The sequence below is a fragment of the Rhodanobacter sp. C03 genome (assembly GCF_002001175.1).
In the GTDB taxonomy this organism is placed as follows: domain Bacteria; phylum Pseudomonadota; class Gammaproteobacteria; order Xanthomonadales; family Rhodanobacteraceae; genus Rhodanobacter.
Window position 1 is genome coordinate 1,338,455 of sequence record NZ_MUNT01000001.1, and the last position, 21,632, is coordinate 1,360,086.

General features: G+C 64.3%; 20 protein-coding genes and 1 pseudogene. 13 read left to right on the forward strand and 8 right to left on the reverse strand.

Annotated elements, in window-relative coordinates:
• Positions 1 to 118: 118 nt before the first annotated feature.
• Positions 119 to 2,422 carry a transferrin receptor-like dimerization domain-containing protein gene (locus tag B0E48_RS05765; RefSeq protein WP_077516703.1) on the reverse strand — a complete coding sequence of 768 codons (2,304 nt, stop codon included), beginning with the start codon at positions 2,420 to 2,422 and terminating at the stop codon, positions 119 to 121.
• 175 nt (positions 2,423 to 2,597) lie between these two features.
• On the reverse strand, positions 2,598 to 4,019 hold the full coding sequence (locus B0E48_RS05770) for a hypothetical protein (RefSeq protein WP_077516705.1): 1,422 nt from the start codon (positions 4,017 to 4,019) through the stop codon (positions 2,598 to 2,600).
• Between the two features lie 202 nt (positions 4,020 to 4,221).
• On the opposite strand from B0E48_RS05770, the gene B0E48_RS05775 reads away from it, so the two are divergent.
• The 4 genes from B0E48_RS05775 to B0E48_RS05790 all read left to right on the forward strand — a co-directional run bounded on the left by B0E48_RS05775 (position 4,222) and on the right by B0E48_RS05790 (position 6,701).
• Positions 4,222 to 4,998 (forward strand): class I SAM-dependent methyltransferase, encoded by a 777-nt coding sequence (locus B0E48_RS05775; RefSeq protein WP_077516707.1) that lies wholly within the window; start codon positions 4,222 to 4,224, stop codon positions 4,996 to 4,998.
• A gap of 153 nt (positions 4,999 to 5,151) precedes the next feature.
• Positions 5,152 to 5,313, forward strand: a complete 162-nt coding sequence (locus tag B0E48_RS05780; protein ID WP_077517034.1) for an oxidoreductase-like domain-containing protein — start codon at positions 5,152 to 5,154, stop codon at positions 5,311 to 5,313.
• A gap of 23 nt (positions 5,314 to 5,336) precedes the next feature.
• Entirely contained in the window at positions 5,337 to 6,107 is a 771-nt protein-coding gene (locus B0E48_RS05785) for an arginine deiminase family protein (protein ID WP_077516709.1), read from the forward strand.
• A gap of 84 nt (positions 6,108 to 6,191) precedes the next feature.
• Positions 6,192 to 6,701, forward strand: a complete 510-nt coding sequence (locus B0E48_RS05790) for a DUF1993 domain-containing protein (RefSeq protein ID WP_077516711.1) — start codon at positions 6,192 to 6,194, stop codon at positions 6,699 to 6,701.
• 309 nt (positions 6,702 to 7,010) lie between these two features.
• On the opposite strand, the gene B0E48_RS05795 is transcribed toward B0E48_RS05790, so the two are convergent.
• Complete coding sequence (locus tag B0E48_RS05795; protein ID WP_077516713.1) at positions 7,011 to 7,733, reverse strand: rRNA pseudouridine synthase; 723 nt, start codon at positions 7,731 to 7,733, stop codon at positions 7,011 to 7,013.
• A 206-nt stretch (positions 7,734 to 7,939) separates the two neighbouring features.
• Between B0E48_RS05795 and B0E48_RS05800 the strand changes: the two genes are divergently transcribed.
• Together B0E48_RS05800 and B0E48_RS05805 are read left to right on the forward strand one after the other, a co-directional pair.
• Positions 7,940 to 8,938: an LLM class flavin-dependent oxidoreductase gene (locus B0E48_RS05800; protein WP_077516715.1), complete on the forward strand. Its 999-nt coding sequence runs from the start codon at positions 7,940 to 7,942 to the stop codon at positions 8,936 to 8,938.
• An 85-nt stretch (positions 8,939 to 9,023) separates the two neighbouring features.
• Positions 9,024 to 9,881 carry a PA4780 family RIO1-like protein kinase gene (locus B0E48_RS05805; RefSeq protein ID WP_077516717.1) on the forward strand — a complete coding sequence of 286 codons (858 nt, stop codon included), beginning with the start codon at positions 9,024 to 9,026 and terminating at the stop codon, positions 9,879 to 9,881.
• A 113-nt stretch (positions 9,882 to 9,994) separates the two neighbouring features.
• Here the strand turns inward: B0E48_RS05805 and B0E48_RS05810 are convergent, their stop codons facing one another.
• Both B0E48_RS05810 and B0E48_RS05815 read right to left on the reverse strand, forming a co-directional pair.
• Positions 9,995 to 10,426: an FKBP-type peptidyl-prolyl cis-trans isomerase gene (locus tag B0E48_RS05810; protein WP_077516719.1), complete on the reverse strand. Its 432-nt coding sequence runs from the start codon at positions 10,424 to 10,426 to the stop codon at positions 9,995 to 9,997.
• A gap of 101 nt (positions 10,427 to 10,527) precedes the next feature.
• Positions 10,528 to 11,085 carry a YaeQ family protein gene (locus B0E48_RS05815; RefSeq protein ID WP_077516721.1) on the reverse strand — a complete coding sequence of 186 codons (558 nt, stop codon included), beginning with the start codon at positions 11,083 to 11,085 and terminating at the stop codon, positions 10,528 to 10,530.
• An 85-nt stretch (positions 11,086 to 11,170) separates the two neighbouring features.
• Between B0E48_RS05815 and B0E48_RS05820 the strand changes: the two genes are divergently transcribed.
• The 5 genes from B0E48_RS05820 to B0E48_RS05840 all read left to right on the forward strand — a co-directional run bounded on the left by B0E48_RS05820 (position 11,171) and on the right by B0E48_RS05840 (position 18,180).
• Positions 11,171 to 12,058: a pseudouridine synthase gene (locus B0E48_RS05820; protein WP_077516723.1), complete on the forward strand. Its 888-nt coding sequence runs from the start codon at positions 11,171 to 11,173 to the stop codon at positions 12,056 to 12,058.
• 123 nt (positions 12,059 to 12,181) lie between these two features.
• Positions 12,182 to 14,191, forward strand: coding sequence for an oligopeptide transporter, OPT family (locus tag B0E48_RS05825; RefSeq protein WP_077516725.1), 2,010 nt, complete (start codon positions 12,182 to 12,184; stop codon positions 14,189 to 14,191).
• A gap of 143 nt (positions 14,192 to 14,334) precedes the next feature.
• Entirely contained in the window at positions 14,335 to 16,944 is a 2,610-nt protein-coding gene (mprF, locus tag B0E48_RS05830) for a bifunctional lysylphosphatidylglycerol flippase/synthetase MprF (RefSeq protein WP_254423863.1), read from the forward strand.
• Positions 16,941 to 17,747, forward strand: a complete 807-nt coding sequence (locus B0E48_RS05835; RefSeq protein ID WP_077516727.1) for an AcvB/VirJ family lysyl-phosphatidylglycerol hydrolase — start codon at positions 16,941 to 16,943, stop codon at positions 17,745 to 17,747. Before mprF ends, B0E48_RS05835 begins: the two co-directional genes overlap by 4 nt.
• Before the next feature lie 91 nt (positions 17,748 to 17,838).
• Entirely contained in the window at positions 17,839 to 18,180 is a 342-nt protein-coding gene (locus B0E48_RS05840) for a carboxymuconolactone decarboxylase family protein (protein WP_077442551.1), read from the forward strand.
• A 77-nt stretch (positions 18,181 to 18,257) separates the two neighbouring features.
• Here B0E48_RS05840 and B0E48_RS05845 read toward each other — a convergent pair.
• Positions 18,258 to 18,632, reverse strand: a pseudogene (locus B0E48_RS05845) (DUF4087 domain-containing protein).
• A gap of 131 nt (positions 18,633 to 18,763) precedes the next feature.
• Between B0E48_RS05845 and B0E48_RS05850 the strand changes: the two are divergent.
• Together B0E48_RS05850 and B0E48_RS05855 are read left to right on the forward strand one after the other, a co-directional pair.
• The gene (locus tag B0E48_RS05850; protein ID WP_077516729.1) at positions 18,764 to 19,834 is read left to right on the forward strand and encodes a class I SAM-dependent methyltransferase; all 1,071 of its coding nucleotides are present in this window, start codon (positions 18,764 to 18,766) and stop codon (positions 19,832 to 19,834) included.
• Between the two features lie 13 nt (positions 19,835 to 19,847).
• Positions 19,848 to 20,549 (forward strand): pseudouridine synthase, encoded by a 702-nt coding sequence (locus B0E48_RS05855; RefSeq protein WP_077516731.1) that lies wholly within the window; start codon positions 19,848 to 19,850, stop codon positions 20,547 to 20,549.
• A 73-nt stretch (positions 20,550 to 20,622) separates the two neighbouring features.
• Here the strand turns inward: B0E48_RS05855 and B0E48_RS05860 are convergent, their stop codons facing one another.
• The gene (locus B0E48_RS05860; RefSeq protein WP_077516733.1) at positions 20,623 to 20,955 is read right to left on the reverse strand and encodes a YkgJ family cysteine cluster protein; all 333 of its coding nucleotides are present in this window, start codon (positions 20,953 to 20,955) and stop codon (positions 20,623 to 20,625) included.
• Between the two features lie 60 nt (positions 20,956 to 21,015).
• Positions 21,016 to 21,606, reverse strand: a complete 591-nt coding sequence (locus tag B0E48_RS05865) for a DUF1415 domain-containing protein (protein ID WP_077516735.1) — start codon at positions 21,604 to 21,606, stop codon at positions 21,016 to 21,018.
• Positions 21,607 to 21,632 lie beyond the last annotated feature (26 nt).

Below are 21,632 nucleotides of genomic sequence, written 5' to 3' on the forward strand. Positions count from 1 at the left end.
CGCGGTCGTATCCCCGGGTCATTTATAGCGATCCAGGTTGGCCGAGGCAACAATCGACAAAAGGGCGGCCCATGCATGGGCCGCCCTTTTGGGTCGAACCTGACGCCAGCTCTCGCGACTATCGGTTCAACAGCGCGGTCAGCTGGTCGAGTTGTGTACGGTAACGGTCAAGCACTTTCGCGGTGAGCACGGCGTAGTGGTTGGCTTCGTCCCAGCGGCGTGCCTCGATCGCCTCGCGCACGCCGGGCACGGTCTTGACGCCATAGCCGGTGAGCATGCCGGGCGCGTAGATGAAGTGCTTGAACCAGGCGCGGCCGGGCAGGCCGGCAGGATCGGTCAATGCCTGCTCCAGGCTGCCCATCAGCTGGTTCAGTTGCTGCTGTTGCGGGGCTGGCATATCGAAGCCGGTGCTGGCGCGCCTGGCGTACGCAGCCTGGAATGCCTGCGCACTCTGCTTGAGTTGTTTCGCGGCCTGGTCCAGCGGGGCCAGATTGATCGCGGGCACGTCGGAGTCGCGTGCGGGTGGTGCCAGCGGTCGGGTCGGGTCGGCATCGAGCGTGAACGCGTGCAGATCCAGCAGCTGGTGTTGCTGTTCGGTGGCCTTGCGGGTGTCGTCGACCAGCTTGTGCAATTCACCCACGTAGCGATCGAGCGTGCTGCTGAAATCGCCGAAGCGCAGCGGCAATACGTTGGCGTCGGCGGTACGCAGCACGATGTGGCCGGCCACCTTGGACAGGGCCACGCCGTACTCGAAGGTGGGATCGCCGAAGCGCACGTAGTGGTCGAACGAGTCGTAGCGCGAGTGGTAGATGCCGCCGTCGTCATCCTCGCCGCTGAAGCCGAGGTCGAGCGAGGCGATGCCCAGATGTTCCAGGAACGCGCTGTAGTCGGAGCCGGAGCCCAGTGCCTCGATCGGCACGTCGCCACCCGCGGCTGCCAGCTTGGCGTTCGCCTTGGCCTCGGGCTTCGCGTCCTTGCCGTAGCCGTCGACCAGCATGTGCGCGCGCATGCGTTCGCGCACGCTGGCGTGGGTTTCCGGATCGGTCACGCCAGCCGCGACCTGGTTGACCAGGTGCTGCAGCGAGTGGCTGCCGCCAGCATCGAGGAAGCCGCGGCCGTTGGTATCCGAGTTGAGGTAGAGCACGGCCTTCTGCTGCAGTTCGGCGGCGTGCGTCTCGGCCCATTCGGTCGAGCCGAGCAGGCCCGGCTCCTCGCCGTCCCAGCTGGCGTAGACCAGCGTGCGCTGTGGCCGCCAGCCTTGTTTGACCAGGCCGCCGATCGCCTTGGCCTCGGCCATCAGGGCGACGTTGCCGGCGAGCGGATCCCAGGCGCCGAACACCCAGCCGTCGTGGTGGTTGCCGCGCACGATCCACAGGTCAGGTTCGGTGGAGCCTTTGAGTGTGGCGATCACGTCGTAGACCGGTTTCTGGCCCCAGTCCGACAGTACGGTGAGGTGCGCCTTGGCCGTGCTGGGGCCGACGTGATAGGCGAACGGCAGCGAGCCGCGCCAGCCGGCCGGGGCCACCGGTCCGGTCAGCGACTGCAGCAGTGGCGTGGCGTCGGCGTAGGAGATCGGCAAGACCGGAATCTTCAGGATCGTCTTCGCGTCCTTGAGCGCCAGCCGCTTGGCACCCGGCGTGGAACCGATGCCGGGCGTCAGCGGATCGCCCGGGTACTGCTGCATGTCCGCCACGGAACCACGCTGCACGCCCTGCGCCGGGCGCCAACCGCCTTGCGGATAGGTGTCGCCCTGGGCATAGCCGTCGTCGTGCGGATCGGAATAGATCAGGCAGCCGACCGCGCCGTGTTCCTGCGCGAGCTTGGGTTTCAGGCCGCGCCAGCCGCCGCCGTAGCGGGTGATGACGATCTTGCCGCGCACGTCGATCCCGCGGCGGGCCAGTTCCTTGTAGTCGTCCGGCATGCCGTAGTTGGCATATACCAGTGCTGCAGTAACGTCGCCGTCGCCGCCATAGACGTTGTACGGCGGCAGTGCACCCTCGGCGCCCGAGGTGGCATCACTGGCGACAGCCGGCTCCTTCAGCACGGCGGTATAGGGGTGTGGCCCGAGCAGCTCCAGCGCCACCTTTTTCGGTGTGGGGTAGAGCACGCTGAAGGTCTCGATGTGCGCATCCCAGCCCCATTCGCGAAACTTCGCCAGCATGAACTCGGCATTCGCCTTGTCGTGCGGTGAGCCCACCTGGTTGGGCTCGGACGACATCTGCTTGAGCCAACTGCGCTGATCGGCGGGATCGAGCTGGGCGTCGAAGCGCTGTTCCAGGCTTTGCTGCGCGGTGGCATTGGCGGGAGCGAAGCCAAGCATGCCGCCATCGTCGTGACTGCCCTGGTCGGTGGCAGCGGCAGTCATGAAGGTGGCAAGCACACCAGCCAGTGTCAGCAGCGGGCGGATTTTCCATCGGGTCATCTGATATCGCTCCCCATCGGTTGATCATCGAGCGGATCGCGGCGCTGATCGGGCTGGACATTGCCCGTCAGGCTGCATCCGCTTGGTTATACGCGCAGATCATGAAACTTGCCCAGGACAGTAGTGATGTCCACGGTGCGCCTGGGCCTTGGCCATCGAAGGATCGAGCGGAAGCCTACGGACCCGCCGAACTCGTGGCAGTCCCGGGCTTTGGCGATGCCTGTGGCAGATCGGAGTGGTCGGATGACGTGGCTTGATTTCCGTCCGGGACGGTGATGTCCTGCCGGAACAGCTGATGGCCGTCTTGATCGCTGTAGGTCAGTTTGTATTTCCCCGGCCGCAGATAAAGATCGCTGACAGGCGCGCCCTGGTGGAAACGAATGCGTTCATCTTCCACGGCATTCAGAGGCACGGGATCGAGCACCATCAGATCGGCTGGGATCGCCTCATCGCCTTCGTCGGCATATCGCGCCTCTACCAGGCATGGATACGAGCGTGCACAGCGATCGCCGGCGATGAAAAAGGGCACGCGCAGGCCACCGAGGCTGAGCCACGTTGGCCGTCCATGCTGCATTTCCTGTGGCGGAAAGAACACGCTGACGTCATACCCCTGGCGCAGCGACCAGGGCTTGCCGTTCTTGTCCAGGAACACGAGCGGCATCTTCGGCTTCAGCTTTCGCATGACCGCAGAGTAATAAGGATGGTCATCATCGCCAGACTGATGCGGAAACAGCATGGTCTGTTCCACAGTAAGCGGGTCGATACCCGAAAGCTTGTGCAGATGCTCGGCCATGGAGGAGCCGCCGAGGTAGACGCCCGATTCCTGGATATGCGCATAACCGGCATCGACCACCAGTCGCGCATTCGGATCCTGCTTGAACACCTGCTTGTAGAGGTTGCGCGCCTGTTCGGCTTCGCGCGCGTCACCAGTGGCGTTGGAGAGTGCTTCGTAGGCGATCACCTTGAAGCCGAGCTTCAGTGCGGTGCGGACCATTTCGGCACAGATCGGCTCTTCGGTGTAAAAGCCACTGTCCTTGATCGGGTAGCCGCGTGCCTGCAACCCGGTGTCGGTCTGGTAGAGCGTTTCGGCGGCAAAATAGTTGAAGCCCTCTGCACGCAACTTGCTCAGCAGCTGCACGGTCAGTGTACGGGTGAGCGGTATGTTGTGCGCCTCGTTGAAGAACACGGCACGGTATTTTTTGGCCAGTTCGGGAATGGCCTCCAGCGCGGGACGGGCGGTGTAGTCGGAGTTGTCCAGCGGTGAGGGGCGGTCATCCGGCGCCGCCGGCTGCCTGATCGAGAAGCTGACCGCGGCGTCCGGGTAGTCGCCGATGAAGGTCTGATACCAGCTCAGGTACTGGCCGAAGATGACATGGAAGGCAGCGTCCTTGTTGCCGGCATAGGCATAGCGCATCACCTGATACTGGGCCAGCAGGCTCTTGCGCTTGTTGGCGTCCTGCATGATCTGCTCGGACTGGCGCGAGGCCTCGATCTGGCGAGCCTGCCACTGCGAAGCCGATTGCGCATGGCTCGTGGTGGCTGCGCAGCTCAGCAGCAGCGCACAGCCCAGGGGAACTCCTCTGTGAAGCGACAGCATGGATGCTCCTGTCTTCGTTTCGGCAAAGCGATTGTGCCTGTTTACCAGCATAAGCAGCCACTGTCAGGTGTCGGCGCGCATACAGCCTTGCGAACCAGCATGAGACTCGAGCCGGTTCACTGCACCATGCCAAGCGGCACAGGGCCGCGCAGGTTATTTGGGCGCACAATCGGCGGCACCTTGTCCATGAGCGGAGTACGTCATGCGTCCGACTGTTCTTGCTGTGTTGATTGCCCTCGCGCTTCCTTCGGTAGCGCTTGCCCAGACTTCGAACATGCATTCCAGTGCCGCTGCTGCCGTGGTGGCCAGGGCGGTCGGTGACCCCGCGCGGCAGGCCGATGTATCCAACGATGGCCGCCGCAAGATCACGGCGGTGATGACATTTGCCGAGGTCAAGCCGGGCCAGAAAGTGCTGGAACTGATTCCCGGCAGCGGCTATTTCACGCGTGTGTTCAGTGCCGTCGTGGGACCGCAGGGACACGTCTATACGGTGTGGCCGAATGAGTACGCGAAAGAGGATGCCGACGATGTGGCCGGTTCGAGCAAGCTTGCTGCCGATCCGCACTACGCCAACGTCAGCGTGCTGACCCAGCCGGCGAACCAGCTGAGCTCGCCCGAGCCGGTCGACCTGGTGTTTACCTCGCAGAACTATCACGACTATCCGGACAAGTTCATGGGGCAGGTCGATCCTGCGGTACTCAACAAGCAGGTGTTCGACGCGCTGAAGCCTGGTGGCCTGTGGGTGATCATCGATCACGTGGCTCCGACAGGCTCCGGCATGGCCGACACCGACACGCTGCACCGGATCGATCCGGCGATCGTGAAGAAGCAGGTGGAAGCGGCCGGCTTCGTGTTCGACGGTGAAAGCAAGGCGCTGCGCAATCCGGCCGATCCGCACACCATCAAGGTGTTCGACAAGTCGATACGCGGCCATACCGACCAGTTCATCTACCGCTTTCGCAAGCCGGTGGCGAAGTAACTACCGCCGGAATCATCGCGTGCCGGGTGCGCTCACCACGCGGCCTGCTTGAGCTGTGACGGCGATTGGCGGCACCATCGGTCATCGAGGCGGCGTACCCGCCGCAGGCGCGATGCAGGCAGGAACACCGTGAGTCCCACTGAATCCACTTCGCTGGCGCAGGATTCCGCGGATCCGCCGCCGGTGCCTCCGGCGGAGCCGGACGCCGCCGATTGCTGTGGTGAGGGGTGCGTGCATTGTGTGTATGACGTTTACGCGGACGCACTTGAACGCTACCAGGCTGCGCTGGCCGCCTGGCGTGTTCGTCACTCCTGAATTGCACCGTCCAAGGACTCGCCATGTGGATTGCCGTCACCCGTGAAGTCAGCCCCACCCTCGGCAACTGCGAGTTGTCGTATGTGCCGCGCGAGGCGATCGACGTGGCGCGTGCCAGCGCGCAGCATCACGATTACCAGCATGCGCTGGAGGCGCTCGGCTGCCGCCTGTTGACGCTGCCGGCCGAGCCGGACCTGCCCGACGCGGTCTTCGTCGAGGACACGGCGATCGTGCTGGACGAAGTCGCGGTGCTGACCCGGCCCGGCGCGCTGTCACGCCGGGCCGAGGTGCCCAGCGTCGCCGAGGTGCTGCGCCGTTATCGGCCGGTGCTGGTGATCGATGCACCGGGTACGCTCGACGGCGGCGATGTGCTGCGACTTGGTCGCACGTTATATGTTGGCCAGTCGGCGCGCAGCAACGCCGAGGGCATCGCGCAGTTGCGCGAGTTGCTGGCCGGCCATGGCTACGCCGTGCGGGGTGTGCCGACGCGTGGCTGCCTGCATCTGAAATCCGCTGTCACGCAAGTCGCCGACGATACGTTGCTGCTACAACCGGATTGGGTAGATCGCGAGCTGTTTGCCAGCTTTCGCATCATCGAGGTCGATCCCGGCGAACCGCATGCCGCCAACGTGCTGCGCATTGGCGACGCGCTGCTGATGCCGGCAAGTTTTCCGCGCACGCAGCAGCGGCTGCTTGAGGCCGGCTTCGAGGTCACCGGGGTCGAGGTCGCCGAATTGCAGAAGGCCGAAGGTGCGGTGACCTGCTGCAGCCTGGTGTTTCGCGTGATGGAATGAGCTGCATGTGAAGCCCCGCATCGGCGATGTGGTAACCGGGACTACACTGTGCCGATAACTTATCGACATCTCACAGGAAAGCTCATGACCGACGCCACCTACACCAGCTCCATTCCCGTCTTCAAGCAGATGCTCGGCAGTCTCGATGCGATCCTGGCCAAGGCCGCGGCGCATGTGGCTGAAAAGAACATCGAGCCAAGGGCGCTGACCGATGCGCGTCTGTTCCCGGACATGTTCCCGCTGAGCAAGCAGGTGCAGATCGCCTGCGATTTCGCGCGTGGCGTGTCGGCGCGGCTGGCTGGCGCCGAGGTGCCGAAGTACGACGACAACGAGCAGACGTTCGAGGAACTGCGCGGGCTGATTGCACGCAGCCTCGATTTCGTCGGCGGTTTGAGTGCAGCGCAGTTTGAAGGTGCTGCACAGCGCGAGATTGTGATACGGCCTGGCACACCGAAGGAGCGCCGCTTCAACGGGCAGGCTTATCTGCTGAGCTACGGTCTGCCGCAGTTCTTCTTCCACGTCACCACCGCGTATGCGCTGCTGCGCCACAACGGCATCGAGATCGGCAAGCGTGATTACATGGGTCAGTATTGATCGGCCTGGTGTCGATCCCGTGCCGGGCGTGGCATAGCTCCAGCCCGGCACGCATTCGTCTGAACGGTATTGGCCTGAGCAGGCGAGGCAATTACTTGCTCTTTTTCTTTTCTTGTTTGGCGGCCTTTTTTTCCTTCATGGTCTTGGCCGGCTTTTTCTTCTCGCTTTTCTTTGAATCCATGCCCTTGCTCATGATGTTCTCCGTGGTCTGATCAGGTGATGTGGTACGCATGACGCGCGGTGAAGTTTAAGCCGATCCAGTGCTCATTGTGCAGAGTCCAGACATGCCGTTGCCGTCGCCGGGTATCGTCAAATGCGTTCGTCGGGAGCCAGATAACGCCACTGACCGGGCGGCAGTTTGGCCAGCGGGATACGGCCCACGCGCAGGCGTTTCATCGCCAGTACCTTCAGGCCGACCGCCTGGCACATCGGTTCGAGCTGGGTCGGCTGCAGCACCTTGAACGCAAAGCGCAGGCGCTGCTCGCTCTGCCAGCTGACCTTGATCGGCGGCATCGCGTAATTGTTGAAGCGCAGGCCGTGGTTGAGCAGGGCCAGACCGTTCGGGATCAGTTCGCCCTCGACATCGACCACGAACTCCTGTTCGACCCGGTCGATGTCTTCAGTGAGCTTGCGAGTGACGCGCCAGTCCTGGGTGAAGATCAGCAGGCCGCTGGCGTGAGTCGGCATCGGCAACGGTATGGTCAGCCGTTGCAGGTGGCGCTTCAGCGGACGCACGCCGGAAGCATCGTCGGGTGATCGCGTCTCCGGCGTGACCAGCGCGCTGGCCGGGTTCGGGCCGCTGCCAGCGTCGTAGCCGACTGGCTTGTGCAGCACCAGGGTGGCCGGTTCGGTGGCAATCAGTTTGGCGCCGGGATCGAGTTCGACGGTCTGCGTATCGACCATGAACTGCGGCTCTTCCACCACGATGCCGTCGACGCGCACCCAGCCGCCTTCGATGTATTGCTCGGCCTCGCGCCGCGAGCACTGGGTCAGCGCGACGACACGTTTGGCGAGGCGAACCGGTTCGGTCATCGAGGTGCCATGGAGCGAGGGTGGCTCATTGTAGACGCCTGCCGCCGCAACCGTAGGGCGACTTGTAGGAGCGACTTCAGTCGCGACGCTTCTGGTTTCATGCAGGGAGAGCGATCGCGACTGAAGTCGCTCCTACATGACTTGGGACGGTGGCAATTGGTATGACAGCCCCCAGATCAGGGGCTTCGTTAAAGCGAGACCACGACATGATCCCCTTTTCCATCCTCGACCTGGCGCCGGTCACCGCAGGCAGCGATGCCGCCCAGGCGTTCCGCAACACGCTGGATCTGGCCCGGCTGGGCGAACGCCTCGGCTACCGGCGCTACTGGCTGGCCGAACACCACAACATGCCCGGCATCGCCAGCGCGGCGACGGCGGTGCTGATCGGCCACGTGGCCGGTGGCACCTCGACGATACGTGTCGGCGCCGGCGGCATCATGCTGCCGAATCACGCGCCGCTGCAGGTGGCCGAGGCCTTCGGTACGCTGGCGTCGCTGTATCCGGGGCGGATCGATCTGGGTCTGGGTCGGGCGCCGGGTACCGATCAGCCCACCGCGAAGGCGCTGCGTCGCTACTTCGACAGCGCCGATGCGTTCCCGCACGACGTGGTCGAGTTGCTTGGCTATTTCGAGCCGGCCACGTCCGGTCAGCAGGTGCGCGCCGTGCCCGGTGCCGGTATCGAGGTGCCGGTGTGGCTGCTTGGCTCCAGCCTGTTCAGCGCCACGTTGTCGGCGCAACTCGGCCTGCCGTTCGCATTCGCCTCGCACTTTGCACCGGACGCGATGGATGAGGCGCTGGCGCTGTACCGGCGCGACTTTCGGCCATCGGCACAGCTGTCGCAGCCGTACGCGATGCTCGGCATCAACGTGGTCGGCGCCGACAGCGATGCCGAGGCACGCCGGCTGTTCACCACCCAGCAACAGAGCTTCATCAACCTGCGGCGTGGCCGACCGGGACTGATACCGCCGCCGATCGACGATATCGAGTCGTACTGGACGCCGCCGGAAAAGCTGATGGTTGAACGTGCGCTGGCCTGTGCGGTGGTCGGCGATGCCGGTACCGTGAAGGATGGCGTCGAGGCCTTCATCGCCCGGCACCAACCGGACGAGCTGCTGATCACGGCCAATGTGTTCGAGCATGCGGCGCGACGGCATTCGTTCGAGATCGCTGCAGCGGCGCGGGATCGCTTGCTGGCGGCGAACTGACCGGACGCCGCCGCGAAAGACCGGGCAAGGCCGCCGATCGGCCATAATGGGCGTTATTCCACGAATCGCAGAAGCTCTCCCACGCATGAAAACCCCCAAGGGCCTGCAGGATCTGATCGACGAAGGCGTGATCGACCAGGTGCTGCGACCGCTGAAGAGCGGCAAGGAAGCTTCCGTCTACGTCGTCCGCTCGGGCGAGGACATCCGCTGCGCCAAGGTTTACAAGGACATGGCGCAGCGCAGTTTTCAGGCGCGCGTGCAGTATCAGGAAGGGCGCAAGGTACGCGGCAGCCGGCAGGCGCGTGCGATGGGCAAGGCAACCAAGTTTGGCCGCAAGGAAGCCGAGGCCGCCTGGAAGAATGCCGAGGTCGATGCGCTATACCAGCTCACCGCCGCCGGCGTGCGGGTGCCGAAGCCATATGGCTACTTCAGTGGCGTGCTGGTGATGGAACTGGTTACCGATGCGGACGGCCATTCCGCACCGCGGCTGGGCGAAGTGGAACTGTCGGCCGAGACCGCGCGCGAGTACCACCGCTTCCTGATGCAGCAAGTGGCGCGGATGCTCTGCGTCGGCCTGATCCACGGCGACCTGTCCGAATACAACGTGCTGGTGGGGCCGCAAGGTCCGGTGATCATCGACTTGCCGCAGGCGGTCAGCGCCTCCGGCAACAACTCGGCGCGGGCGATGCTGCGCCGGGACGTGGGCAACATCACGATCAGCCTGTCGCGCTTTGCGCCGGAACTGCTGGATACGTATTACGGCGAGGAAATGTGGGCGCTGTTCGAGCTGGGCGAGCTGCACCCGGACAGCGAACTCACCGGCCACTTCGAGTTTGACGAGAGCATCGCCGATGTGGACAGCGTGATGCAGTCGATCATCGATGCCCGTGAGGAAGCGATCATCCGCCAGCAGGGCCGCGAGGCAGCCGCGCAGGAAGATTGATCGTCCTCCTGCTGTTGTAGGAGCTGTAGGAGCGGCTTCGGTCGCGATGGCTCTTCGCGCAACATCCCAAAAGCACCGCGACTGAAGTCGCTCCTACACAACAATGGGGTCGGTCAGTCACCAACCTTCAGCAGCTCCACCTCGAACACCAGCGATGCGTTCGGCGGAATATCGTCGCCGGCACCATTCGCGCCATAGCCAAGCGAGGCCGGAATCAACAGGATGCGCTTGCCGCCGACATGCATGCCGGCCACGCCCTGATCCCAGCCGGCGATCACGCTGCCCTGGCCGAGCATGAAGGAAAACGGCTCGCCGTGATCGCGCGAGCTGTCGAACTTCTTGCCGTGCTTGCCCTTGGCGCTGTCGTCGTACAGCCAACCGGTGTAATGCACCAACACCTTCATGCCGTCCTTCGCCTCGGCGCCGGTGCCGACCTTCTGGTCGATCACGGTGAGTTTGTCCACGCTTCCAGTGGCTTGCGCCGGCGGGGCGGCGGTACAGGCGGCGAGGGCGAAGACGGCGAGCAGGGACAGCAACCAGCGCATGGAATGACTCCGGGATAGAGGGTGGATCAGGTTCGGATCGGGATTATCCGGTAAATGGTGACGGCACGAGCGGCGATCGCCTTGTTCGCGACGAAGCAGGGTCAGCTCACCGTTTCGGCAGGTGCCATGCGGCGCAACGGATCCACTGCTACCGCATCGGCATCGTTCATCAGCTGCAGTTGACCGTCCTGGATTAGGCACTGCAGGCGCATGCCACGCTGCAGCAGGGCAACCAGTCCGGTGACGGTAGCGGCCGGAATGTCGAGCACGGTGAGGTTCTTGTTGCGACCCAGCGATGCGCCGACCTTGTTCCACCAGATCTCGGCCATGTTGCCGCCATAGCTGATCACCACTACCTGGCGTGAACGGCCGCAGGCCTTGCGGATGCGTGTCTCGTCCGGCTGGCCGACCTCGATCCACAGCTCGATCTCGTCGGTGTAGGCCTTGCGCCACAACGCTGGCTCATCCTCGTCGCTGATGCCCTTGCCGAACTCCAGCCGCTCGTCCGCGTACAGCGCGAACGCGAGCAGCCGCATCATCAGGCGTTCCTCGGTTTCCGACGGATGCCGCGCCAGGGTCAGCGCATGGGTGGCGTAGTAATGCCGATCCATGTCACTGATCTGCAGTTCGACCTTGTAGATGGTGGAGTTGAGGGCCATGGGGGTGCCTTGAGACAACAGCCGACCATTCTACGCGTTCCCGACGACAGGCAGCCTGACGACGCGCATTAGACTGGCAGGAGCCATGAGCCCGCCCATCCCATCCTTCGCCCGCGATCCCGATGCCAGCACCGTGCACCTGCCCGCCGGTGCCTGGTCGACGGTGCTCGATGGGCTATGTGCGCAGTTCGCCGCGATCAATCGCGCGCAATGGCTGGACCGCATTGCGCGTGGCCGGGTGCTGGACGGGCAGGGTGTCGCGATCACGGCGCACACACCGTATCGGGAAGGCTTGCGCATCCACTATTACCGCGAAGTCGTGGACGAGCTGCCGATCCCGTTTGTCGAAACCGTGCTGCATGTGGACGAACATCTGGTGGTGGCGGACAAACCGCATTTCCTGCCGGTGACGCCGGCTGGCAGCTTTGTCGAGCAGAGCTTGCTGCGACGGCTGATTCGCCGGCTGGACAATCCCGACCTGGTACCGCTGCACCGGATCGATCGGCTTACCGCGGGTCTGGTGCTGTTTTCCGCGAACCCGGCCAGTCGTGCTGCATATCAGGCGCTGTTCCGCGAACGGCGGATCGACAAGCGCTACGAGGCATGGGCGCCGGCACTGCCTGTGCTGGCGTTTCCGCTGCTGCACCGCTCGCGCATCGTCGCGGGCGAGCCGTTCTTCCGCATGCAGGAGATCGACGGCGAGCCGAACAGCGAGACGCGGATCGAGCCGATCGAACGCGGCGGCGACATCTGGCGTTATGCGCTGCATCCGGTCACCGGCAGGAAGCACCAACTGCGCGTGCACATGGCCGCGCTTGGTGCACCGATCGTGGGCGACACGCTTTATCCGACATTGGCGGAAAAGGCCGATGACGATTATCAGCATCCGCTGAAACTGCTCGCGCACAGCCTGGCGTTTGTCGATCCGCTGTCCGGCGAGCCACGGCGATTCGAGAGCCGACTGGGCTTCTGACGCTTGTGCGTGGGTCCGGTCGGGATTCAGCCTGTCGTGTCAAGGGTAACCACGTGTTGCCATTCCACGCTATCTTCCGCAGCAGCATCCAGTCGGGGAGAACCATTCGTGAGTGCACAGCCCATGTCCAGCGCGACGCCGCGCAACGAACTGACCGTACGCGGCGTGATCATCGGCGTCGTGATCACCGTGGTATTCACCGCGGCCAACGTGTTCTTCGGCCTCAAGGCCGGCCTGACCTTCGCCACGTCAATCCCGGCGGCGGTGATCTCGATGGCCATCCTGCGCTACTTCAAGGGCGCCACGATGCAGGAGAACAACATCGTGCAGACGGTCGCCTCGGCGGCCGGCACCTTGTCCTCGATCATCTTCGTGCTGCCCGGCCTGATCCTGATCGGCTGGTGGACCGGTTTCAATTACTGGACCTCGTTCGCGATCTGCGCGCTGGGCGGCATCCTCGGCGTGATGTATTCGATACCGCTGCGCCGCGCGCTGGTGACCAATTCCGACCTGCCGTATCCCGAGGGCGTGGCCTGTGCCGAAGTGCTGAAGGTCGGTGCCGGCGGCGGCGAAGGTATCAGCGCGGAGGCGGCGGCCGAATCGAATCGCGCCGGCCTGCTTGCCGTGCTGTGGGGTTCGATCGTCTCGGCGGTGTTTGCGGTAGTGGTCGCGACGCGGGTATTTGCGGGCGACGTGGTGCACTACTTCCGTGTCGGTGGCGACAAGGGTGGCGTGACCGGCTTCGATTTCTTCCTCTCGTTCGCGTTGTTCGGTATCGGCCACCTGGTCGGCTTGTGGGTCGGTATTGCGATGCTGGTCGGCGCCCTGATCGGCTGGGGCTGGGGCGTGCCGCATTTTTCCGCGCTGATGCCGCTGACCGGCTCGATCGCGGATCTCGCCAACGCGACCTGGAGCCACAAGGTGCGCTTCGTCGGCGCCGGCACCATCGGCGTGGCGGCGATCTGGACCCTGGCCAAGCTGGTCAAACCGGTGATCACGGGCTTGACCTCCGCCATGGCAGCTTCGCGCGTGCGCAGTGCCGGCAATGCCGCCTCGTTGCCGCGTACCGAGCATGACATCCCGATCGGACAGGTCGGCCTGATCTCGCTGGTGTGCATGCTGCCGATCGGCTGGCTGATCGCGAACTTCGCGACGACCGCCGGCCATGGACTGGGCGATCACGTGGTGGCGCTGGTGGTGGCAGGCCTGATCTTCGTGGTGCTGATGAGTTTCTTCGTGTCCGCGGTATGCGGCTACATGGCTGGCCTGATCGGTTCGTCGAACAGCCCGCTGTCGGGCATCGGCATCATCGTGGTGATCAGCGCGGCGTTGCTGCTGGTGTTCGGCATCCGCTCGACGCTGCCGGCCGGCAGCGAGAACGCGCTGGTGGCGTTTGCCCTGTTCATCACCTCGATCGTGTTTGCCGCCGCGGCGATCGCCAACAACAACCTGCAGGACCTCAAGACCGGACAACTGGTCGATGCGACGCCGTCCAAGCAGCAATGGGCGCTGGTGATCGGCGTGATTGCCGGTGCCGCAATCATTCCGCCGATCCTCGACCTGCTCAACCACGCCTATGGCTTCGTCGGTGCGCCAGGTCCGCAGCGGCCCAATGCACTGCCCGCACCGCAGGCCGGGTTGATCTCGGCGCTGGCGCAGGGCGTGATCAAGAACAACATCGACTGGAGCCTGATCGAGATCGGCGGGGCGATTGGCGTGGTGATGATCATCATCGACGAGGTACTGCGCCGCACGACCAAGTCCGCGCATCTGTCGCCGCTCGCGGTGGGCCTGGGCATCTACCTGCCGACTCAGAGCACGCTGATGGTGGTGGTCGGCGCGGTCGCCGGCTGGTGGTTCGACCGTCGCGCCGACCGCACGTCGAAGAACCCCGAGGCGACCAAGCAACTCGGCGTGCTGCTCGCCTCCGGCATGATCGTCGGCGAGGGTTTGCTCGGCGTGGCGATCGCCGCCGGCGTCGCGTTTTCCGGCAAGGACTATCCGCTCGACCTGGTAGGCGATGCGTTCGCGCACGGTCCGGCGTTGTGGGTCGGTGGCTTGGCGTTCATTGCAGTGATGGTGTTGCTGTACCGCTGGGTCGGTCGCCTGGGACAGGGGTCGACGAACGCATAGCGCGTGATGCCCGGCGGGAGGTCGCTCTGGAGCGGCCGCCGGGCCATGCAGCACCTGAAAGACGGTTCCGCACCTCGCCGCGGATTGCCAGTCAGCTTCAATGTGGCAACCTAGTCGATCTTTACCAGGGAGTTTGTCGTCGCGTGGAGCAGGAAAAGGTCGAGCAGGTTCAAGACGTCGGGGATGCCCTGACGCCACCGAGCCAGCGCACAGTGTTGCTGCGCAGGCTCGCTGGGCCGCTGTTGTCGGTGGGCATGCTGTGCCTCGCGCTGTGGGCGCTGCACCTGCTGGCCAAGGAAGTGAACTATCACCAGGTGCGCCAGTACGTGCAGAGCATTTCGCGCACGCGCCTGTTGCTGGCCGCACTGTTCACCTTGCTGGGCTATGCGGTGATGACGCTGTACGACCGCTTTGCGCTGGCCTCGATCGGGCGGCGGCTGTCGTGGCGACGGGTCACCCTGATCTCCTTCATCAGCTATGCGTTCAGCAATGCCGTGGGCATGTCGCTGCTGGTATCCGGTTCGATCCGTTACCGCTTCTATATCCAGAACGGCCTGTCCACCGGTGAGGTGGCCAGGGTAGTGCTGTTCTGCACCACCAGTTTCTGGCTGGGTCTGCTGGCGCTGACGGGCGTGACCCTGCTGCTGGTGCCGCTGCCGCCGAATCTGCCGCTGGCGGGGTTCAGCCAGCTGTTCGGGATCCTGCTGACCCTGCTTCCGCTGGCATGGCTGGTGGCTGGTCGTGTGCTGCGCCGGCCGTTGCGGTTGTGGCGCTGGCACGTGAGCCTGCCGACACCGACCACCGCGCTGCGGCAGATCCTGGTCGGTGCGTTCGACTGGGGGTTGGCGGCGGCCGTGCTCTACATCCTTATGCCGGACGAGCTGAACAACGGTTTCGGACACTTCCTGGCGATCTTCGTGATTGCCCAGATCATCGGCCTGATCAGCCACGTGCCCGGTGGCCTCGGCGTGTTCGAGGCGGTGATGCTGGCCGGCTTCGGCGCCACCGGCAACGAGGCGCTGGCCGCGCCGATCCTCGGCGCACTGGCGGCATTCCGCGTCATCTACTACCTGCTGCCGTTGTGTACGGCCACCGTACTGGTGTTGCAGCGCGAGGCGCGCGGCCTGCGCGAGAAATCCCTGCTGACGCCGTGGTTCACCGGCCTGCTGCCATCGTTTTTCGCAGGACTGACCCTGGTTTCCGGTGCGGTGCTGCTGTTCTCCGGCGCGACCCGCGCGCTCCCCGCACGTATGGCGATCCTGCGCGACGTGCTGCCGCTGTCCGTGCTGGAGGTGTCGCATCTGCTGGCCAGCGTGATCGGCATGCTGCTGCTGATCCTTGCCCGCGGTCTGCAGCGCCGGCTGGATGCGGCTTACTGGCTGACCCTGGTGTTGCTGCTGGCTGGCGCGGTGTTCTCGCTGCTGAAAGGTATCGATTACGAGGAGGCGACCCTGCTCACCTTGCTCGCGATGGCGCTGGCGCCGGCGCACCGCTTGTTCTATCGGCGTGCCTCGCTGTTCAGCACCAGCTTCTCGATCGGCTGGATCGTGGCGATCGTGGCGATCCTGGGCTGTGCGGCGTGGCTGGTGTTTTTCAGCTACAAGCATGTCGAGTACAGCAGCGACCTGTGGTGGGAATTCAGCCTTCATCAGGGCGGTGCACCACGAGCGCTACGTGCGCTGGTTGCGGCTGCAGCGGCGGGCATGCTGTTTGCGCTGGCCAGTCTGATCCGCCCGCAGAAGCTGAAACACGAGCCGCCCAGCGAGGCCGAGCTGGCGCAGGCGTTGCCGCTGATCAAGCAATGTCCTTCCGCGCAGGCGCATCTGGCCTTGATGGGCGACAAGACCTTGTTGTTCGGCCAGGATCAAAAGGCCTTTGTGATGTTCGATACCGAAGGTCGCAGCTGGGTGGCGATGGGCGATCCGGTCGGCATCGACGAGGATGCCCGGCGCGAGCTGGTGTGGTCGTTCCTCGAACAGTGCGAACACGCCGGTGGCTGGCCGGTGTTCTATCAGGTGAACCCGGCCGATCTGGACCTGTATCTGGAAGTGGGCCTGAACCTGCTGAAGATCGGCGAGGAGGCCCGCGTGCGGCTGGACAGCTTCAATCTCGACGGCAAATCGAGGAAGGTGCTGCGCAATACGGTGAACAAGCTGACCCGCGACGGCCTGCGGCTGGAGATCGTGCCGGCCGAGGCGGTGGCGCCGCTGCTGCCACGACTGAAGGAAGTCTCCGACGCATGGTTGCGCGACAAGAATGTGCGCGAGAAGCGTTTCTCGCTCGGCGCCTTCGAGCCGCGCTATCTGGTGCGCACGCCGATGGCGGTGGTATGGCAGGGTGACCGGCTGGTGGCGTTCGCGAACATGTTCCTCAACGAGACCAAACAGGAGGCCTCGGTGGATCTGATGCGGCATGTGCCCGATGGCCCGGGCGGCATCATGGATTACCTGTTCGTGGAACTGATGCAGTGGGCGCGCGACGAAGGCTACCAATGGTTCAACCTCGGCATGGCGCCATTGGCCGGGCTGCATAACCGGCGTCAGGCACCGCTGTGGAACCGTTTCGGTGCGCTGGTGTTCGGCCGCGGCGAGCGCTTCTACAACTTCCGCGGGCTGCAGCGTTACAAGAACAAATTCGATCCGGAATGGGAGCCGCGCTACATGGCGGTGCCAGGCGGCATTGCGTTGCCGATGATCCTGACCAATGTGGCCAGCCTGATCTCCGGCGGACTTTCAGGGGTGGTGCGCCGATGAAACGCAGGATAGGGATCACGCTGGCTGTCATTGGCATTGGCCTGGTGTGCGCCCTGCTGATCTGGAGCCCGTGGTCGCGCATCAGCCTGGAGCAGGCCACCGTGGTGCTGCCGGTCAGCAGCATCAGCGTGGCAGCGCCGGCCGGCAAGGACGATGTCATGGCGATCATCTATTCCGGCGACGGCGGCTGGGCCGATCTGGACCGGCGTCTGGGCATCGCGTTCATCGATCGCGGCATTCCGGTGCTCGGCGTCAACACATTCAAGTACTACTGGCGCGAGCGCACGCCGGCAGAGTCGGCGCAGCAGCTCGATGCATTGATGACGAAATACGCCGACGCGTGGGGAAAGAAACGGATCTGGCTGGTCGGGTTCTCGTTCGGTGCTGATGTGCTGCCAACGATCATCGACAAGCTCAGCCCGCCCAATCGTGCGCGGATCACCCAGCTGGTGCTGCTGTCACCGAGTCGGGATACGACTTTCGAGATCGAGCTCGAGGGTTACATGATCAAGCAGGGCTGGTTCAAGGAGCACGTCAAGACGTTGCTGCAGTACGTCAATCCGATCCGGCATTACGATACGCTGCCGCCGTTGCAGGCACTGCAGGGACAGCCGCCGACAGTGTGCTACTACGGCCTGGATGACAGCGACGACAGCATTTGCGATGAACCGGGCCTGCCGACCTGGGTAACTGTCCACGCCAAGAAGGGCAGCCATCATTTCGACGGTGGTTACCAGCCGCTGACCACACAGATGCTGGAGGAGTTGCCGGCCGCTGCCTCGACGGTTGTCGGCATACACTGATTCGCCGATACCCAACGCAGACACGCTGGCGCACTATGGGCGACCACGGCCGGGCACGGCGTCCGGTCGCCACGTCAGCGAGGAGACTTCCATGTTGGATTGGCTGGGTTACCGCAAGGAATTGATCGGGCGCATTGGTGAAATCGGCAAGCTGAGCCCGGATACGCTGAAGGGTTACCAGACCCTGTCCGGTGCCGGCGAGAAAACCGGTCATCTGGACGCCAAAACGCGTGAGCTGATTTCGCTGGCGGTGGCCGTCACCACCCGCTGCGATGGCTGTATCACCGTGCATACCGGTGAGGCGCTGAAGCACGGCGCCACCCGCGAGGAAATCGCCGAGGCACTTGGTGTGGCCGTGGCGATGAATGCCGGCGCCGCGATGGTGTATTCGGCGCGGGTCATGGATGCGGTAACCGCACACAGCGGCAGCTGAGCTGGCGCGGCATGCATGCCGTCGCCTGTCGATGCGAAGGCGGCAGCACGCCCCATCCGGGGCGCCCGATTCGGGTGTCAGTCCGGTTCCTTCAACGCATGGTCGTTGCGGCAGATCTTGAGGGCCTTCGCGCGGGCTGCCGCGATACGGATGATCTCGTGCGAGTGCGCCGAGACCACGACGTCGAGGCAGGCGCAGCCATGCCCATGGTGTCCGTTGGTGTCGACTCACTGGGCGTCACTGAATTCGGGCCAGTCGCCCTCGGCCTGGTGACCGCCCTGGATGCCGATCACCCATTCGCCATCGCGATCGAACAGCGAGGCGTTGCCTGGCGTCGGATTGTCGAACCAGCCGCAGCGGGTCTGGGCCTTGGGTGGCGATTCCTGTGCTCGTGCTGCGGATACGAACAACAAGGCACACAGCAGAATCGGTAGAGTTTTCCAGTGCTTCATGGCTTTCCCTGTGGCGTCAGTATCCGGTTCCCTGAAGCATGCCACGACAGTTGCAGAGGCTTACAGCTTTCGAGTATCCAGACGGGTCACCACGTACAATGCCGCCACTGTTTCATGGCTGAAGAAATGACGTGACTGCTGCCGGTTTTTTCGCGGCCGCGCCGGAGGCGGCGCTGGCGGCCTTGTTTGTTCCGTTCGAATCGTCGGAGTTGCAGCTGCAGGCGGACGACCGCGTGCTGTTCCTGCGCGCGCGCGCGGGCGTGCGTCTGCGCGAAATGGCGCAGCCCGGCTGGTTGTGTGAGCAGAGCTTCATGCCGTTTGCCGACGAGCTGGGGCGCAACGGTCTGCGCGTGGGCGAGCCGGCAGCCGATGAAGTGTTTCCGCTGGTCTTGGTGCTGCCGCCGCGGCAGCGCGACGAGGCGCGCGCGTTGTTCGCCCGTGCGCTGCGCCACACGGCGCCGGGCGGCACGGTACTGGCGTCGATGCCGAACGCCGAAGGTGCCAAGTCGGGCGAGGCGGATCTGGCTAAACTGACCGGCACCGTGCAACACCTGTCCAAGCACAAATGCCGGGTGTTCTGGAGCACGCCGAACGCGACTGGGATCGATCAAACCTTGCTGGGCGAATGGCTGGCGCTGGATGCGCCGCGCGTGATCGTCGATGGCTACGTCAGCCGTCCCGGCCTGTTTGCATGGGATCGCATCGATCGCGCCTCGGCGTTGCTGGCCACGCATCTGCCGGATGACCTGCATGGCCGCGTGGCCGATCTTGGCGCCGGTTACGGTTATCTTGCCAGCCAGGTCATCGCGCGCTGCCCGAACGTCGCTGCGATCGACCTGTACGAAGCCGAGGCACGCGCACTGGAGCCGGCGCGGATCAATCTGGTCAAGGCGCAGCATGCAAGCGGACGCGAACTGGCAGTGTCGGTGCACTGGCATGACGTGACCCGCGGCCTGCCGCAGCGCTACGACGCCATTGTCAGCAATCCGCCGTTTCATCAGGGGCGTGCCGATCTGCCGGCACTGGGGCAGGCGTTCATCAACAGCGCGGCCGACGCGCTGCAACCGTCAGGGCGGCTGTTTATCGTGGCGAATCGCCATCTGCCGTATGAGGCGATACTGACGGCGCGCTTTCGTGAGGTACGCAGCGTGGTGGTGCAAGAGGGTTTCAAGGTGATCGAGGCAAGTGGAGTGCAGCAATGAAACGGGTCAAGTCATGAAACTGGTCAAACTTATCGCGAACCTGGGCTATGGCAGCCGCAAGGATGTGACCCAGTTGTTCCGCTCCGGCCGCATCACCGATGCCGATGGTGAGGTGCTGTACGCCGATGATGTGGTGCCGCATGAGCACATCCGCGTCGACGACGAGCCGCTCGATCCGCCGCAGGGCCTGATGCTGATGCTGAACAAGCCGCTCGGCGTCACCTGCTCACGCAAGGATCCTGGTCGCGTGGTGTATGACCTGCTGCCACCGCGCTACAACGTGCGCACGCCAGTACTGTCCAGCGTGGGCCGGCTCGATCGCGATACCACAGGCCTGCTGCTGTTCACCGACGACGGCGCATTGCTGCACCGGATCATTTCGCCGAAGGCGCAGGTGACCAAGGTGTACGAGGCCACGCTGGCGCAGGATCTGCATGGCGATGAAGGCGCGTTGTTCGCCAGCGGCACCGTGATGCTGGAAACCGAGAAGGAGCCGCTGGCGCCGGCATCGCTGGAGGTGCTGGGTCCGCGGCATGCGCGACTCACCGTCACCGAAGGCCGTTATCACCAGGTACGTCGCATGTTCGCCGCCGCCGGCAATCACGTCGAGACGCTGCGGCGCATCTCGGTCGGCGGACTCACCCTGGGCGAGTTGCCGCTGGGTGAATGGCGTGCGCTCGATGCCGACGAGATCGCGTTGATCTTCGCCGCGTAGGGCGGGCACTGCCCGCCGGCTCTTGATCTACGACGTGACACAGAACGGCGGGCAGTGCCCGCCCTACGCAGCGCTACAGCATATGCACCGCGGTGGGAATCGCGTCACCGAACCACTTGTGCCGCTCGTCGCGGCAACTCGGGCTGCCCATCGCGAATTTTCGGCAGATCACCGGGCGATCCGCGTAGATCGTGCAACCCGACGTATTCGGATTGACCGCAGCGCACCAACCGTCCTCACCTTTGGCCAAGGTTTCCAGGCCACGCTCGTCGCGATGGATCAGCCAGGTCGGCACATGATCTTCGGGCATCAGCACCACGGTGAGGCGGCAACAGACCGCTTCGCAGGTCGTGCATTGCACGCTCGGATCGACGCTTTCCGCGTAGGGATCGGGGAGATTGTTCACTCGTCAGCATGACAGCTTCGCCCGACGCGAATGTGAACTGCACGTTGCGAGCAGGCGCGTTCAACCCTTCGCGTCGCGCCACAACGCCTGCCAGCCATCGACACCGAGTTTTTGCAGTGTCTCGATATTGCGCCGGTAGATGCTGTCGGTATCGCTCATCACATCCATCGCGCGCTCGATGCTCGATTCGCGCAACAGATGGAGCGTGGGGTAGGGCGAGCGGTTGCTGAAGTTCTCGACGTCGTCCTTCGCGCTGTCGGCGAACTGGTAGTCCGGATGGAAGCTGGCCACCTGCCATTCGCCTTCCAGCCCCAGCGTCTGCACCGCCGCATCGGCCACATCGAGGAAGTCGTTGTAGTCGAGAAAATCCGTCAGCACGAACGGATGGATCAGCAGGCCGGTTTCGCATTCGTCCGGCGTCAGCGCGTTGAGCGATTGCAGTTCGCCGCACAGGTCATCCAGCAGCGCATCGGCATCGCGGGCGTGGCTGACCCGCATGCGCAGCTTGCCCTGCACATGCGGCGCACGGGCGAACGGACACAGGTTGAGCCCGATCACCGCGCGCTCCAGCCAGCGTGTGGTGGCGACGAGGTAGGGTGCATCCTCGGGCAGTGCGTCGGCATTGAGGCTGTCAGGCGGTGTGTCGTTCATGCGGTTCTCGCGGTGGCTGGCGGCGC

Excerpts from the sequence above, each read along its gene's own strand:
- B0E48_RS05765 (WP_077516703.1), bottom strand. The coding sequence starts at position 2,422 with ATGACCCGATGGAAAATCCGCCCGCTGCTGACACTGGCTGGTGTGCTT.
- B0E48_RS05770 (WP_077516705.1), bottom strand. The coding sequence starts at position 4,019 with ATGCTGTCGCTTCACAGAGGAGTTCCCCTGGGCTGTGCGCTGCTGCTG.
- B0E48_RS05775 (WP_077516707.1), top strand. The coding sequence starts at position 4,222 with ATGCGTCCGACTGTTCTTGCTGTGTTGATTGCCCTCGCGCTTCCTTCG.
- B0E48_RS05785 (WP_077516709.1), top strand. The coding sequence starts at position 5,337 with ATGTGGATTGCCGTCACCCGTGAAGTCAGCCCCACCCTCGGCAACTGC.
- B0E48_RS05790 (WP_077516711.1), top strand. The coding sequence starts at position 6,192 with ATGACCGACGCCACCTACACCAGCTCCATTCCCGTCTTCAAGCAGATG.
- B0E48_RS05795 (WP_077516713.1), bottom strand. The coding sequence starts at position 7,733 with ATGACCGAACCGGTTCGCCTCGCCAAACGTGTCGTCGCGCTGACCCAG.
- B0E48_RS05800 (WP_077516715.1), top strand. The coding sequence starts at position 7,940 with ATGATCCCCTTTTCCATCCTCGACCTGGCGCCGGTCACCGCAGGCAGC.
- B0E48_RS05805 (WP_077516717.1), top strand. The coding sequence starts at position 9,024 with ATGAAAACCCCCAAGGGCCTGCAGGATCTGATCGACGAAGGCGTGATC.
- B0E48_RS05810 (WP_077516719.1), bottom strand. The coding sequence starts at position 10,426 with ATGCGCTGGTTGCTGTCCCTGCTCGCCGTCTTCGCCCTCGCCGCCTGT.
- B0E48_RS05815 (WP_077516721.1), bottom strand. The coding sequence starts at position 11,085 with ATGGCCCTCAACTCCACCATCTACAAGGTCGAACTGCAGATCAGTGAC.
- B0E48_RS05820 (WP_077516723.1), top strand. The coding sequence starts at position 11,171 with ATGAGCCCGCCCATCCCATCCTTCGCCCGCGATCCCGATGCCAGCACC.
- B0E48_RS05825 (WP_077516725.1), top strand. The coding sequence starts at position 12,182 with ATGTCCAGCGCGACGCCGCGCAACGAACTGACCGTACGCGGCGTGATC.
- B0E48_RS05835 (WP_077516727.1), top strand. The coding sequence starts at position 16,941 with ATGAAACGCAGGATAGGGATCACGCTGGCTGTCATTGGCATTGGCCTG.
- B0E48_RS05840 (WP_077442551.1), top strand. The coding sequence starts at position 17,839 with ATGTTGGATTGGCTGGGTTACCGCAAGGAATTGATCGGGCGCATTGGT.
- B0E48_RS05855 (WP_077516731.1), top strand. The coding sequence starts at position 19,848 with ATGAAACTGGTCAAACTTATCGCGAACCTGGGCTATGGCAGCCGCAAG.
- B0E48_RS05865 (WP_077516735.1), bottom strand. The coding sequence starts at position 21,606 with ATGAACGACACACCGCCTGACAGCCTCAATGCCGACGCACTGCCCGAG.